At 70.1% G+C, this 14295-nt stretch carries 16 protein-coding genes; 9 read left to right on the forward strand and 7 right to left on the reverse strand.

The window, feature by feature from the left end; all coding sequences use genetic code 11:
• Positions 1 to 15 precede the first annotated feature (15 nt).
• The 3 genes from gndA to O6P37_RS19205 form a co-directional block, all read right to left on the reverse strand.
• On the reverse strand, positions 16 to 1470 hold the full coding sequence (gene gndA, locus O6P37_RS19195; protein ID WP_269895565.1) for an NADP-dependent phosphogluconate dehydrogenase: 1455 nt from the start codon (positions 1468 to 1470) through the stop codon (positions 16 to 18).
• A gap of 70 nt (positions 1471 to 1540) precedes the next feature.
• A complete protein-coding gene (locus tag O6P37_RS19200; RefSeq protein WP_269895566.1) occupies positions 1541 to 2488 on the reverse strand; it encodes a M56 family metallopeptidase in 948 nt (315 codons plus the stop codon).
• A gap of 14 nt (positions 2489 to 2502) precedes the next feature.
• The gene (locus tag O6P37_RS19205) at positions 2503 to 2919 is read right to left on the reverse strand and encodes a BlaI/MecI/CopY family transcriptional regulator (RefSeq protein ID WP_264011826.1); all 417 of its coding nucleotides are present in this window, start codon (positions 2917 to 2919) and stop codon (positions 2503 to 2505) included.
• A gap of 225 nt (positions 2920 to 3144) precedes the next feature.
• Here O6P37_RS19205 and O6P37_RS19210 point away from each other — a divergent pair, with 225 nt between their 5' ends.
• The 8 genes from O6P37_RS19210 to O6P37_RS19245 all read left to right on the forward strand — a co-directional run bounded on the left by O6P37_RS19210 (position 3145) and on the right by O6P37_RS19245 (position 8895).
• The gene (locus O6P37_RS19210; protein ID WP_269895567.1) at positions 3145 to 3921 is read left to right on the forward strand and encodes an iron reductase; all 777 of its coding nucleotides are present in this window, start codon (positions 3145 to 3147) and stop codon (positions 3919 to 3921) included.
• A gap of 152 nt (positions 3922 to 4073) precedes the next feature.
• Entirely contained in the window at positions 4074 to 4478 is a 405-nt protein-coding gene (locus O6P37_RS19215; protein ID WP_269895568.1) for a PaaI family thioesterase, read from the forward strand.
• A gap of 55 nt (positions 4479 to 4533) precedes the next feature.
• Positions 4534 to 4836 carry an urease subunit gamma gene (locus O6P37_RS19220; protein WP_264011829.1) on the forward strand — a complete coding sequence of 101 codons (303 nt, stop codon included), beginning with the start codon at positions 4534 to 4536 and terminating at the stop codon, positions 4834 to 4836.
• A gap of 2 nt (positions 4837 to 4838) precedes the next feature.
• Positions 4839 to 5153, forward strand: a complete 315-nt coding sequence (locus tag O6P37_RS19225; protein WP_269895670.1) for an urease subunit beta — start codon at positions 4839 to 4841, stop codon at positions 5151 to 5153.
• Positions 5154 to 5181: 28 nt separating this feature from the next.
• Positions 5182 to 6903 carry an urease subunit alpha gene (locus tag O6P37_RS19230; protein WP_269895569.1) on the forward strand — a complete coding sequence of 574 codons (1722 nt, stop codon included), beginning with the start codon at positions 5182 to 5184 and terminating at the stop codon, positions 6901 to 6903.
• Positions 6904 to 6906: 3 nt separating this feature from the next.
• Positions 6907 to 7542, forward strand: coding sequence for an urease accessory protein UreF (locus O6P37_RS19235; RefSeq protein ID WP_269895570.1), 636 nt, complete (start codon positions 6907 to 6909; stop codon positions 7540 to 7542).
• 22 nt (positions 7543 to 7564) lie between these two features.
• Positions 7565 to 8266: an urease accessory protein UreG gene (gene ureG, locus O6P37_RS19240; protein ID WP_264011832.1), complete on the forward strand. Its 702-nt coding sequence runs from the start codon at positions 7565 to 7567 to the stop codon at positions 8264 to 8266.
• Positions 8263 to 8895: an urease accessory protein UreD gene (locus O6P37_RS19245; protein ID WP_269895571.1), complete on the forward strand. Its 633-nt coding sequence runs from the start codon at positions 8263 to 8265 to the stop codon at positions 8893 to 8895. Before ureG ends, O6P37_RS19245 begins: the two co-directional genes overlap by 4 nt.
• Here O6P37_RS19245 and O6P37_RS19250 read toward each other — a convergent pair.
• The 3 genes from O6P37_RS19250 to O6P37_RS19260 form a co-directional block, all read right to left on the reverse strand.
• Positions 8888 to 10273, reverse strand: a complete 1386-nt coding sequence (locus tag O6P37_RS19250) for an NAD(P)/FAD-dependent oxidoreductase (RefSeq protein WP_269895671.1) — start codon at positions 10271 to 10273, stop codon at positions 8888 to 8890. The two genes, O6P37_RS19245 and O6P37_RS19250, sit on opposite strands and share 8 nt — an antisense overlap.
• A gap of 99 nt (positions 10274 to 10372) precedes the next feature.
• On the reverse strand, positions 10373 to 11302 hold the full coding sequence (locus O6P37_RS19255) for an LLM class F420-dependent oxidoreductase (protein WP_269895572.1): 930 nt from the start codon (positions 11300 to 11302) through the stop codon (positions 10373 to 10375).
• Between the two features lie 18 nt (positions 11303 to 11320).
• On the reverse strand, positions 11321 to 11992 hold the full coding sequence (locus O6P37_RS19260; RefSeq protein ID WP_269895573.1) for an SDR family oxidoreductase: 672 nt from the start codon (positions 11990 to 11992) through the stop codon (positions 11321 to 11323).
• Between the two features lie 340 nt (positions 11993 to 12332).
• Between O6P37_RS19260 and O6P37_RS19265 the strand changes: the two genes are divergently transcribed.
• Complete coding sequence (locus tag O6P37_RS19265) at positions 12333 to 13370, forward strand: alanine and proline-rich secreted protein Apa (RefSeq protein ID WP_269895574.1); 1038 nt, start codon at positions 12333 to 12335, stop codon at positions 13368 to 13370.
• A gap of 165 nt (positions 13371 to 13535) precedes the next feature.
• On the opposite strand, the gene O6P37_RS19270 is transcribed toward O6P37_RS19265, so the two are convergent.
• On the reverse strand, positions 13536 to 14285 hold the full coding sequence (locus O6P37_RS19270) for a CPBP family intramembrane glutamic endopeptidase (RefSeq protein WP_269895575.1): 750 nt from the start codon (positions 14283 to 14285) through the stop codon (positions 13536 to 13538).
• Positions 14286 to 14295: the final 10 nt, after the last annotated feature.

Below are 14295 nucleotides of genomic sequence, written 5' to 3' on the forward strand. Positions count from 1 at the left end.
TCTAATGGCGGCGCGTCAGGCCTCGACCTCGCTGTGGTCGCCGCTCCACAGCGTGTGGAACCGCTTGTCGCGGTCGGCGTCGATGCGCCCGTAGGTGTGTGCGCCGAAGAAGTCGCGCAGCCCCTGGGTGAGCGCCGCGGGCAGCCGCTCGGTGCGCAGCGCGTCGTAGTACGACAGCGCCGAGCTGAAGCCGGGGATCGGAATGCCCAGCTGGGTCGCGGTCACCACCACGCGGCGCCAGCTGTCGATCGCGGCTTCGATCGCGTCGCGGAAGTACGGGTCGACGATCAGGGTGGGCAGGTCGGCGTCGTTGTCGAAGGCGTCCTTGATGCGGTTGAGGAACTTCGCCCGGATGATGCAGCCGCCGCGCCAGATGGTCGCCATGTCGCCGGGGGTGATGCCCCAGTCGTACTCGGCGCTGCCCGCCTGGATCTGATTGAAGCCCTGGGCGTAGGCGATGATCTTCGACGCGTACAGCGCCTGGCGGATGTCCTCGGTGAACTGCTCTGCGTCCGAGGGCTTTCCGCCGAGGTCGCCGGAGGCCAGGCCGGTAGTGGCCTTGCGCTGGGTCACCGAGCCCGACAGCGCGCGGGCGAACACCGCCTCGGCGATACCGGTGACGGGCACACCGAGATCGAGCGCGGACTTCACCGTCCAGCGGCCGGTGCCCTTCTGCTCGGCTTCGTCGAGGATGAGGTCGACCAGCGGCTTGCCCGTCTTGGCGTCGTCCTGGCGCAGCACCTTCGCGGTGATCTCGACCAGGAAGCTGTCCAGGTCACCCTTGTTCCAGTCGTCGAACACGTCGGCGATCTCGCCTGCGCTCTTGCCGAGGCCGTCGCGCAGCAGCTGGTAGGCCTCGCCGATCAGCTGCATGTCGGAGTACTCGATGCCGTTGTGCACCATCTTCACGAAATGGCCTGCGCCGTCGGGTCCGATGTGGGTGCAGCACGGCACGCCGTCGACGTGCGCGGAGATCTCCTCGAGCAGCGGGCCGAGTGATTCGTAAGATTCCTTGGGGCCGCCCGGCATGATCGACGGACCGTTGAGGGCGCCTTCCTCACCACCGGAGATGCCTGCGCCGACGAAGTGCAGGCCGCGCTCGCGGATCGCCTTCTCCCGACGGATCGTGTCGGTGTAGAGCGCGTTGCCGCCATCGATGATGATGTCGCCTTCCTCCATCGCGTCGGCGAGCTCGTTGATCACGGCGTCGGTCGGGTCGCCGGCCTTGACCATGATCAGCACGCGGCGCGGCTTCTCCAGCGCATCGAGGAATTCGCGGATCGTCTCGCTACGGACGAAGTTCCCATCCGACCCGTGCTCGGCGAGCAGGGCGTCGGTCTTGGCGACCGAGCGGTTGTGCAGCGCGACCGTGTAGCCGTGTCGGGCGAAGTTGCGGGCGATGTTGGATCCCATCACCGCCAGCCCGGTGACGCCGATCTGAGCCGTACCGGTGGTGCCCGAGTTGGTCATGCGGCAGCCTTTCGTCGATGTGTGGACTGAGAACGCTTCTTCGAGCGCGATGCATCCCTCGGCGCTGAATCTAGGTGGTGAACAGCCGGTGGAGTTCGGTCAGCCACGGCACGGCCACGGCCACGGTGGGCACCACCAGCACGGCGACCGCGGCGAGATAGGCAGTCGCGGCCAGCAGCGGGCTGTTGGGCCGGCCGGCGAGGCGCCGGACCCGGATCACCGTCGTCGGACCACCCGCCGCGAGCGCACCCGACGGGGTACGGCCGGATGCGCACGCGACAAGGGCGCGGGCCAGGGGAGTGGGGCCGGCCGCGCGGACCGCGGCGTCGTCGGCGAGCAGTTCGATCAGCAACCGGACGGCGTCGAGCGCGCTGCCGCTGCGGACGAACCGGGGGAAGGCGGCGTGCACGGCGGTGAACATCTCGAGCACCAGGTCGTGCCTGGCGCGCAGGTGGGCGCGTTCGTGGGTGAGGATCGCCGCGATCTCGTCGCCGGCGAGCGTGGTCAGGGTGCCGTCGCTGACCACCACCCGGCTGCGCATGCCGGGCAGGCAGTACGCCATCGGCTGTGCGACGTCGAGGATCCGCAGGTCGGCCGTGCCGCAGACGTTGTCGGGCATTGCGGTGCGCGGCATGTCCAGCAGGTCGACCATCATCCGGTGGTGGGCGCGCCGACGGCGGGTGGCGATCGCCACCTGCAGCACCGAGACGATCAGCCGGGCGCCGATGAGCAGGGTGAGCGCGAAGACGAAGACCAGTAGCAGCCACATCGGCCAGCCCAGGACGGCGATCTCACTGGTGATGGTGGCGGTCGGGCGGCCGTCGGGGCCGGGGACGAACAACCGGCTCGCGATCGCGATCCCGGCGCTGAACGCCGACAGCACCGCGGCGAGCACGATCGACTGCCAGAGCACGATGGCGGCCCGCGGCGCCCGCATCGGCCAGGACGCCCGCGCGAGCATTGCCGGCACCGGTCCGATCAGGACCAGCGCGACGATGGTGAAGGCCAGCGCGGACACGCTGTCAGTCTCCCTCAGCCGGTACCGGGATCGCCAGCCGGCGACGTCAATCGATGCTTGGTCTCCAATTCGGCGAGCGCACGCCGCAGCGCGGCGGCCTCGCCGGCGCCCACCCGCTCGACGAAGTGCACCAGTGCAGCCTCGCGGCTGCCGGAGTCGGTGACCTGGTCGAGCGCGTCGACCATCAGGCCCGCGACCAGCTCGTCGCGGCCGTGTGTGGGGGCGTAGCGGTGCGCCCGGTCGTCGCGGTGCTGCACCACGAGGTTCTTCTTCGCGAGCCGTTGGAGCACGGTCATGATCGTGGTGTACGCCAGATCACGCCGCGCCGACAGTGCCTCGTGCACCTGCCGAACTGTTTGGGGCTCCGGAGCGGACCAGAGGTGATCCATCACCTCACGCTCGAGCTCCCCTAGACGCGTCAACTTGGCCATGTTCCGTTCACTCTCCTGAGCAGTAGATCAAGGGTACTACGGACGTACTACCGTGCGTCGTATCCATCGCCGAAGATGAACCTTCTCTTCTGTGCGTCGCATTCCGTCCGTGGTCAACGGCCTCGCCCCGCCGCCCTGTGATACGGCTCACAGGCGACGGCCGATGTTGCCTAGTCACTATAGTAAGGCTAACCTAACCCGAGACGACGACGCCCGGGAGGTGCAGTGACGGTACTGATCGACGATCCGCTGATCGCAGGCATGGCCATCAGGCGGACGATGCCGTTGCACGAGTCATCCCGCCGGCTGCGCGAGCTCTACCCCGAGTGCCCCCGCGTCTACGGCGTCGCCGTGATGGGCGACCTCTCCCGGCGCCGGTGGTGGCCCCTGGCCGAGGCGCTCACCACCGAGCGGCTGCAGGTGATGTTCGACATCGCGGCCTCCGAGACGGGGAATCGGGCAGCGGTAGCCCAGCAGTTGGCGGCGACGCTGGCCCATGTGGTCATCGGCCGGGTGGTGCCGCTGGTGGTGCTCGAGGGCCGGGCGTGGGACACCGGACTGGAGAACCTCTGGGTGCACGTGGACTCCGAGGGCGCGATCGACTGGGTGGGCGTGGTCGACCCGACGCTGCGGGCGCTGCCCGACGACCCCTACTTCGGCGCCAGCCGCGGCCGGATGGGCCGTGGCGCGGGGGACGGCATCGTCGCCCTGCCGAACGAGGCCGCGTTGACGACCTGGATCGCCCACCGCAGCCACCGCACCCTCGCGCCGCTGTTCACCCGGCTGGTGCAGATCAGCGGCGGGGCCATGACGGAGGCGGCGATGTGGCACATGGTCGGCGCCGCCGTGGTCAGTGCCGCCACCCAGGTGCCCATGCTGGCCGGCTCGAGCGAGCTGACGAGCATGCGCCGCGGCCAGGCCGTGCTGGACGCGCTGGTCGGATTCGGCCTCCCGGTCCGTGGCGCCGGACGGACCGGTCGAGGGAAGGGCTTGCTTAATTAGGGCAGCCTTGCCTATTCTCTAGGCACGAGGCAAACGGACCGCGCCGGAGTCCTGAGGGCTGCAGAGACCCCCGGTCCCCTCGAGGGCGGGTCCCGCGCAACAGTGCGGGACCCGCCCGAATCTTTGCGCGGTCGACGTGTAGACATCCATGGGTGAGTACCGAGTTGCCCGACGGTCTCGGCGAGGGTTTCGACACCGAACTGGGCGTGACCTACCTGGAGATGACGCCCGACGGCGGCCGCGCGCAGCTGACCATCACCGACAAACTGCTGCAGCCCTGGGGAATCGTGCACGGCGGGGTCTACTGCGCGGTGATCGAGAGCCTGGCGAGCCTCTCCGCCCATGTGTGGCTCTCCGAGAACGGCGGCGGAACCGTGGTCGGCGTCAACAACAACACCGACTTCCTGCGCGCCCTGCGGTCGGGCACGGTGACCGCGGTGTCCACCCCGATCCACCGCGGCCGCCGCCAGCAGCTGTGGCTGATCACGATCACCGATGAGACCGACCGGATGGTCGCCCGCGGTCAGGTGCGCCTGCAGAACCTGCCCGACGCCTGACCCCGCCGCCGTCGAGCGCTGCTGAGCGCGCCGCGTCGTGGCAGGATCGCGCACTATGCGATTGACCCCGCATGAGCAGGAGCGGCTGCTCATCTCCTATGCCGCCGAACTGGCGCGGCGCCGGCAGGCCCGCGGGCTGCGACTGAACCACCCCGAGGCCGTCGCCGTCCTCACCGACCACCTGCTCGAGGGTGCGCGTGACGGACGCACCGTCGCGGAACTGATGGTCAGCGGACGCGACGTGTTGTCCCGGGAAGACGTGATGGAGGGAGTGCCCGAAATGCTCGAGGACGTTCAGGTGGAGGCCACCTTCCCGGACGGGACGAAGCTGGTCACCGTTCACCATCCGATCCCGTGACCATGATCCCGGGAGAGATCCTGCACGGCGAGGGCGACATCGAGATCAACGAGGGCGCCGAGCGGGTGTCCCTCGATGTCGTGAACACCGGCGACCGGCCCGTGCAGGTGGGCAGTCACGTGCACCTGCCGCAGGCCAATGCCGCACTCGACTTCGACCGGCAGGCCGCCCGCGGCCATCGGCTCGACATCCCCGCAGGTACCGCGGTGCGGTTCGAACCCGGTGTGGCGCAGACGGTGTCGGCGGTGCCGTTGCGGGGGACCCGCGAGGTGCACGGGCTCAGCCTGACCCCGCCCGGCCGGCTGGACGACCGATGAGCGCTCGCGCGAAGAGCGGGGCGCACCGATGAGCGGCCTGTCGCGGTCCCGGTATGCCGCGCTGTTCGGGCCGACCACCGGCGACCGGATCCGGTTGGCCGACACCGACCTGTTCGTCGAGATCACCGAGGACCGCAGCGGCGGACCGGGACTGGCCGGTGACGAGGCGGTGTTCGGCGGCGGCAAGGTGCTGCGGGAGTCGATGGGCCAGGGCCGCGCGACCCGCGCCGACGGTGCCCCCGACACGGTGATCACCGGCGCGGTGATCATCGACCACTGGGGAATCATCAAGGCAGACATCGGCATCCGCGACGGCCGCATCGTCGCGATCGGCAAGGCTGGCAACCCCGACATCATGGACGGCGTGCACCGCGACCTGGTGGTCGGGCCGTCGACCGAGATCATCGCAGGCAACGGCCGCATCCTCACCGCGGGCGGGATCGACTGCCACGTGCACTTCATCTGCCCGCAGATCATGGGCGAGGCGCTGGCCGGCGGCATCACCACACTGATCGGCGGCGGCACCGGCCCGGCGGAGGGCAGCAAGGCCACCACGGTCACCCCCGGCGCCTGGCACCTGGCCCGCATGCTCGAGGCGCTGGACTCCTGGCCGATGAACATCGCGCTGCTCGGCAAGGGCAACACCGTCAGCGCGGAATCGATGTGGGAGCAGTTGCGAGGCGGTGCATCGGGTTTCAAGCTGCACGAGGACTGGGGCTCGACCCCCGCGGCCATCGACGCCTGCCTGCGGGTGGCCGACGCGTCCGGGGTGCAGGTGGCGCTGCATTCCGACACCCTGAACGAGGCGGGGTTCGTCGAGGACACCGTCGGCGCGATCGCGGGCCGGTCCATCCACGCGTATCACACCGAGGGCGCTGGTGGCGGGCACGCACCGGACATCATCACGGTTGCGGCCGAACCGTACGTGCTGCCGAGTTCGACCAATCCGACCCGGCCGCACACCGTGAACACCCTCGACGAGCACCTGGACATGCTGATGGTGTGCCATCACCTCAACCCCAGCGTCCCTGAGGATCTCGCCTTCGCCGAAAGCCGCATCCGGCCGTCGACGATCGCCGCCGAGGACCTGCTGCACGACCTGGGTGCGATCTCGATGATCGGCAGCGACGCCCAGGCGATGGGCCGCATCGGTGAGGTGGTGCTGCGCACCTGGCAGACCGCGCACGTGATGAAGCGCCGCCGTGGTGCCCTGGCGGGAGACGTTGCGGCGGACAACAACCGGGTGCGCCGCTACGTGGCGAAGTATACGATCTGCCCGGCCGTCGCCCATGGGCTGGACCACGAGATCGGCTCGGTCGAGGTCGGCAAGCTCGCCGACCTGGTGCTGTGGGAACCCGCCTTCTTCGGTGTCCGGCCGCATGCGGTGATCAAGGGCGGGATGATCGCGTGGGCGGCGATGGGCGACGCGAACGCGTCGATCCCCACACCGCAGCCCGTGCTGCCGCGCCCGATGTTCGGCGCCGACGCACGTGCCGCTGCCGCCACCTCGGTGCACTTCGTGGCGCCTCAGGCGATCGAGGACAGACTAGCCGACCGGCTGGCGGTCAGCCGGCGCCTCGTCGCGGTGGGCGATGTGCGCGGTGTCGGCAAGACGGACATGCCGCACAACGACGCCATGCCCCGCATCGAGGTCGACCCCGACACCTTCACGGTGCGTATCGACGGCGACGTCTGGCAGGAGCAGCCTGCCGCCGAACTGCCGATGGCCCAGCGCTACTTCCTCTTCTAGCGCATGACTGCCCTGACCACCCTGCTGACGCTGGCGGACTCGCGGCTACCCACCGGAGGGCACGTGCACTCCGGCGGCGTCGAGGAGGCTGTCACCGCCGGGCTGGTGTTCGACCTGGCAACGCTGCGCGCTTATCTGGTGCGGCGCATCAGGACCCATGGCCTGGTGACCGCGTCCCTGGCGGCCGCCGTCCACACCGGCACCTGCTCGGTGGTCCAGGCCGACCGCGAAACCGACGCCCGCACACCGTCACCCGCGGCGCGGGCGGCATCGCGGGCCCAGGGCCGCGGGCTGCTGAGGCTGGCGCGCCGGGTGTGGCCGGACGCCGACTGGCAGCCGCTCGGGGTCAGGCCGCACCTCGCCGTGGCAGCCGGCGGGGTGGGCGCGGCGAGCGGTCTGAGCGCCGAGCACACCGCGGTGTCGGTGGTGTACACGACGATGACCGGATCGGCGACCGCCGCGCAGCGACTGCTGGCGCTGGATCCCGGTGACGTCGCCGCCGTGACCTTCGCGCTGTCGGCACTGTGCGGCCAGACCGCGGCGGCGGCCGCCAAGGAACTCGCCGACCTGTCCGATCCGATGCTCGACGTGCTCGCCGAACGGCACGCCCAGCGCGAACGACCGTTGTTCTCCTCGTAACTCCACTACCGATAGGCCCTGTATGCCACCGCATTTCCTGGACGGCCAACCGCACGACCACCGCGACCGCCCGCGACGCGAACGAACGCCGGGGGAGCCGCTGCGGATCGGTGTCGGCGGACCCGTCGGCTCCGGCAAGACCGCACTGGTGGCCGCGCTGTGCCGACAGCTGCGCGACGAGCTGTCACTGGCCGTGCTCACCAACGACATCTACACCACCGAGGACGCCGACTTCCTGCGCCGCAACGCCGTGCTCCCCGACGAGCGGATCGCCGCGGTGCAGACCGGCGGATGCCCGCACACCGCGATCCGCGACGACATCACCGCCAACCTCGACGCCATCGACGACCTGATCGCCGCGCACCATCGTCCGGACGCCCGCCTCGACCTCATCCTCGTGGAGTCCGGCGGTGACAACCTGACCGCCACCTTCTCCTCCGGACTGGTCGACGCGCAGATCTTCGTCATCGACGTGGCCGGTGGGGACAAGGTGCCGCGCAAGGGCGGACCCGGCGTCACGTTCTCCGATCTGCTGGTGGTCAACAAGACCGACCTGGCGCCGCTGGTCGGCGCGGACCTCGACGTGATGCGCCGCGATGCGGCCAAGGTCCGCGGCGACCGTCCCACGGCGCTCATCTCGCTGACCGAGGACCCGACCGCGGGCCCCGTGCTGGCCTGGGTCACCGAACAACTGCGCGCGCCGGTGTCCGCGCCTGCACCATGAGGTCCGACGTCGCGATCATCGCCTGCCCGGGACGTCCGCCGCGACTGGAGTGCAGCGGGGGACTGGCCGCCCGGCGCACCGGTCCCGACACCGTGCACCTGGTGTCCGCGGCCGCCACGCCGCTGGGCGGCGACCTGATCTCCGTGCGCATCGTCGTCGAACCCGGCGCCCGGCTGCAGGTGCGCACCGCCGCGGCGACCCTGGTGCTGCCCGGATCCGGCACGCCGGAATCGACGGCCCACTGGGACATCGAGTCGGCGGGCGAGCTGGACGTCGACCCGCAGCCGACCGTCGTGGCCGGTGCGTCCCGGCACGTCACGCTCACCCGGCTGCGGTTGACCGGAGCCGGGCGCATCCGCCTTCGCGAGCGGATCCAGATCGGCAGAACCGGTGAACGCCAAGGCTTCTGGTCCGGGTCCATGCACGCCGACCTCGACGGCGCACCGATGTTGCGGCACCGCATCGAACTGGGCGACGACACCGTCGCCGACGACGTCCTCGGCGCGCCGCGCGCATGCGTGAGCGAACTGAGCTACCCGGACCGTGCACCGGCGGCCAACGGCACCGAGCTCGCCCTGGCCGCCGGCGGTTGGCTCACCACCTGGCAGGGGGAGCGGCTGACTAACTAGCCGCCTGCTCCCTCTCCCGTTCGGTCTCGGTCACCGCCGCCGCTATCTCCTCGAGTTCCTCGATGCGCGTGCGGGCGTAGGCCTGCTGTTCGGTGATGGTCAGCTGTCCGCGGTTGCGGCCGAGGAACGTCACCGTCCACGACAGCAGCGTGACGATCTTGGTCTTGAAGCCGACCAGGTAGACCAGGTGCAGCACCAACCACGCCAACCATGCGATGAAGCCGCCGAACTCCAGCGGGCCGATCTTCGCCACGGCGTTGAACCGCGAGACCGTGGCCATGGAGCCCTTGTCGAAGTACTCGAACGGTTCGCGGAACGCCGGATTGGCGCCCTTGACCTCGTTCTTGATCAGCCGCGCGGCGTACTTGCCGCCCTGGATCGCGCCCTGGGCCATGCCGGGCACGCCTTCGACGGCCGCCATGTCGCCCACCACGAAGACGTTCGGGTGGCCGGGCAGCGACAGGTCGGGCTGCACCTTGACCCGGCCGGCCCGGTCGAGCTCGACACCCGACTGCGCAGCGAGGTCCTTGCCGAGCGGGCTCGCCGAGACACCGGCAGACCACACCTTGCACGCCGATTCGATGCGCCGCACGCTGCCGTCGGGATCCTTGACGGTGATGCCGTTGCGGTCGACGTCGGTGACCATCGCGTTGAGCTGGATCTCGACGCCCATCTTTTCCAGCCGGGCCTTGGCCTTGTTGCCCAGCTTCTCGCCCATCGGCGGCAGCACCGCGGGCGCGGCGTCGAGCAGGATCACCCGGGCCCTGGTGGAGTCGATGTGGCGGAACGTGCCCTTGAGGGTGTGGTCGGCCAGTTCGGCGATCTGACCGGCCATCTCGACACCGGTGGGGCCTGCGCCGACCACCACGAACGTCAGCAGCTTCGCGCGGCGTTCGGGGTCGCTGGACCGCTCGGCCTGTTCGAAGGCGCCGAGGATCCGCCCGCGCAGCTCCAAGGCGTCGTCGATCGACTTCATGCCCGGCGCCCACTCGGCGAAGTGGTCGTTGCCGAAGTAAGACTGGCCCGCGCCCGCAGCGATGATCAGGCTGTCGTAAGGCGTCGCGTAGTCGTGGCCGAGAAGCTCCGAGTGCACGAGCTTGTTCTCGAGGTCGACGTGGGTGACGTCGCCGAGCAGCACCTGCGCGTTCCGCTGCTTGCGCAGCACCACCCGGGTCGCGGGCGCGATCTCGCCCTCGGAGATGATCCCGGTCGCCACCTGGTACAGCAGCGGCTGGAACAGGTGGTGGGTGGTGCGCGCGATCAGCTTGATGTCGACGTCGGCACGCTTCAGGGTCTTGGCGGCGGTCAATCCACCGAACCCCGATCCGACGATGACGACCTTGTGCCGGTCGGACACGGTGGCTCCGGGGTGGCTCATCTGCAACTCCTCGACGAACGTCTTCTCGTTCAGTACAACCACTAGGCTAGTGGGCGGGCATCCCGCGGGCGCGGTGAGATAGCGCACCGCACCGACTGTTTACCCAGCCAGCATCGGCTTCAACGCGGCGGCGACATCCGTTATGCGCCCGGGGTGGTACCCGTCGATGTTCGTGACCGGGCTCAGGATGACGCCGTCGACCCCCGCGTCGAGCACCTTGGTCTTGACCTGCTCGGCGATCTGCTCGGCGCCACCGAAGGCCACCCGGTCCTTGAAGTCGTCGGGAATCATGTCGGCGGTGACGTTGTCGTCGATCAGGGCCATCACCAGCATGCTGGTCTCGAGCGTCGCCGGGTCGCGGTCGATCTTCTCGCAGGCCTCGTTGACGACCTGGACCTTGCGGGGCAGCTCGTCGAAGCCCGCGATGATGTTGAGGTGGTCGAAGTGCTTGGCCGCCAACGGAATGGTCTTCTTCTCGCCACTGCCGCCGATCATCAGCGGGATGTGGTCGCGCAGGCGCGGCTCGGCCATCGCGTCCTGGGTGCGGTAGTACTTGCCGTTGAACGTCGGCCGCTCGCCGGCGAGCATCGGCAGGATGATCTGCAGCGCCTCGCCGAGCTTGTTGAACCGGTCGGTGAAGGTGCCGAACTCGTAGCCGAGCTGGTCGTGCTCGAGCTCGAACCAGCCGGTGCCGATGCCGAGCACCGCGCGGCCCTGGCTGATCACGTCGAGCGTGGTGATGGCCTTGGCCAGCAGCGTCGGATTCCGGTAGGTGTTGCCGGTGACCAGCGTGCCGAGCTGGACGCGCTCGGTCGCCGTGGCCAGGCCGCCGAGGGCGGTGTACGCCTCGAGCATCGGCTGGTCGGGGGTGCCCAGGCCGGGCAGCTGATAGAAGTGGTCCATCACGAAGACCGAGTCGAAGCCGGCGGCCTCGGCTTCCTGGGCCTGCGCGATGACGGTGGGGAAGATCTCGGCGACGCCGCTGCCGTAGGAGAAGTTGGGGATCTGGAGTCCGAGTCGAATCGTCACTCCGTCGACCCTAACCCCCTAGCCGAAGTTCGCCAGCGCACCCCGGCTGACATGCAGTGTCTGCCCGGTGATGTGGCGTGCCGCAGGCGTGCTGAGGAACAGCGCCAGCCGGGCGAACTCCTCGGCGACCGACGGCGGGGTGGTGCTGAGGCCGTCGTAACCGGCGTCTGCGCTGCGGCCCGAGGCCACGGCGTTGACGGTGATGCCGCGGGTGCCGAAGTAGCCCGCCTGACCGGCGGTCCACTCGCTCAGAGCGGCCTTGACCGCGGCGTCGGCACTGCCTGGGCGCGCACTCTCCGGCACGACGTTGACGATCGAGCCGCCCGAGCGCAGGTGGTCACCGACGATCTGGGTGGTGAGCACGGCCGACAGCACGGTGGCGTCGAGCGCCGCACGCCACGCCGCCGCCGTGTCGGCGAGGGAGAACGTCCGGGGGTCGCCGGGCTGCCAGCCCGGTGCGGGGACATTGACCAGGGCGTCGAGGTGGTGCGGGAACAGTCCGCGCGCGTCCTCGATGCTGGCCGGGTCGGTGTTGTCGAACAGGATCGAGTCGACGTCGAGCTCCTTGGCGGCGACCTCCAAATCGTCGCGGCGCGCCCCGGAGATGACCACGGTGTGGCCCTCGGTGCGGAAGCCGGCCGCGATCGCGCGTCCCAGATCGGTGTCGCCTCCGGTGACCAGCACGTCCATCGGTTGACCTCCTCGTCGCGGATGACCCGCGCGCGGTGGCGCGCCGATCAAGCGCCGATGTTACTGGACAGTAGCTAGCCCGGGAAATCCGACGCGCGAGCGACGCGGCACATGTCGGTAACGGTGGTGGTCAGCGATGCGATTCATTGAGCAGACCGCCCGTCGAGCGATGGGCCCGGGCGGCCACCGGGACCGGCGTGGCGCCCCGGGGAGCTGCCATGTCAGCAATCTCCCAAGAGTGCGTTGAGCTGCGTCGGTTCGATCACAGCAACCGCTCATTAGAGCACTTTTTAATCAACTCACACTTGCGTCACGGCGGTAACACGGTAGTTTCTTCTCCATGGTGCAGCCGGACGCGACTTCCGCACGACGACGTAAGGGTCTCTCGACGACGCTGGCGCTCGCGGCCTCGACGAGTATCGCCGTGGCGGCGCTCACCCTGCCGATCGCCAACGCGCAGCCTGAGCCCACGCCGCCGCCACCCCCACCGCCTCAGGGCAACACGTTCATCGGGCAACCGCCGCCCCCGCCCAACGCGCCGCCGCCTCCTCCCGCCGATCCGAACGCGCCGCCTCCTCCGCCGGCCGATCCGAACGCGCCTGGGCCGCCGCCCGCGGACCCCAATGCCCCGCCGCCTCCGCCGGCGGACCCCAACGCCCCGGCGCCGCCGCCCGCGGATCCCAACGCCCCGCCCGCGGCCGAGGCCGGCCGGGTCGACAACGCCGCGGGTGGTTTCAGCTACGTGGTGCCCGCCGGCTGGAAGGTCTCGGACGCCACGCAGCTGTCCTACGGCCAGGCGCTGCTCAACCGGATCGCGCCCGAGGGCGCCGAGCCGCCGAGCGACACCAGCGTGCTGCTCGGCCGGTTGGACCTCAAGCTCTTCGCGGGCGCCGAGGCCGACAACACCAAGGCCGCACAGCGTCTCGCGTCCGACATGGGCGAGTTCTTCATGCCCTTCCCGGGCACCCGGCTCGGTCAGGAGACCGTCCAGCTCGACGCGGCGGGTATGCCCGGTGTCGCGTCGTACTACGAGGTGAAGTTCACCGACGCCGCCAAGCCCACCGGACAGATCTGGGCCGGGGTCGTAGGCCAGCCGACTCCCGCGGGCACCCCGCGCGGGCAGCGCACCCCGGAACGCTGGTTCGTGGTCTGGCTCGGCTCGGCGAACAATCCCGTCGACAAGGGCGCCGCGGTGGCACTGGCCAACTCGATCCGGCCGTGGTCGCCGCCGCCGCCCCCGCCTGCCGACGCACCGCCGCCTCCGGCCGATCCCAATGCGCCCCCGCCGGACCCGAACGCCCCGCCGCCGCGGCCGGGCGTGGGAGTCGCGGTGCCGGTGGATCCGAACACGGCACCGGAGATGCGCCCGCCGTCCTGACCAAGAGCTGACCCGAACGGGCGTCGCACACGTCGAGCGATCGACTGCGGCGCCCGTTCGGCATGCTCGGGCCTATGACCGCGTCGACTCTGCGCGCAGGCCCGACCGTGCGAGTGACGACCGCCAGGACGCAGATTCAATTGCGCCCCGCCTGGGACGTCTCGACTACATGGACAGGTGCCACACCAGCGCCGCGGCGAGCGCGCCCAGCCCGTTGAGCGACCAGTGCAGCGCGATCGGCGCGAGCAGGCTGCCGCTGCGACGGCGCAGCCAGGTGAAGACGAACCCGGCGATACCGGTCGCCACGACGGCCAGCACCACCCCGGCAACGGTGCCCCACATCCCGGCGCCGAACAGTCTGGTGAAGCCGACGTTCTCGCTGGTCAGGCCGAACGACGTGGCGATGTGCCACAGTCCGAACAGCAGCGACCCGGCGGCGGCGACGCCGCGGAACCCCCACGCCCGGGTCAGCGCACCGTGCAGCACGCCGCGGAACGCCAGCTCTTCAGGAATGACCGTCTGCAGCGGGATCACCACCATCGAGGCGATCAGCGCACCGGAGATCGTCGCGTAGTTGTTGTTCATGAACATCGGCCGCGTCCACGGCAGCAGCGCGCCGATGGCGATCACCGTGACCACGAGGCCCACCGCGGCGGCCGCGTAGCCGGCGCCGGAACGCCAGTGCTCACGGCCGAGGCCCAGTTCGGTCCAGCCGAGGCCACGGGCGCGCACGAGCAGCATCAGCCCGACCGCGGCCGCGGGCACCGTCGCGATGCTGGCCCAGGGCGTCGTGAAGTGCGCGACGAGATTGGTGACCACCAGGACCGCCACCACCACGGCGATGTCCACGTAGACGTGGAGCCCGCGCGGCGCAGTCAGGTCGGCGTCGGCCGGCGCCGCGGCAAGGTCGGTCATTTGCGGTGAT

Origin of the sequence: Mycobacterium hippophais, from assembly GCF_027529605.1 — a bacterium.
In the GTDB taxonomy this organism is placed as follows: domain Bacteria; phylum Actinomycetota; class Actinomycetes; order Mycobacteriales; family Mycobacteriaceae; genus Mycobacterium; species Mycobacterium arseniciresistens.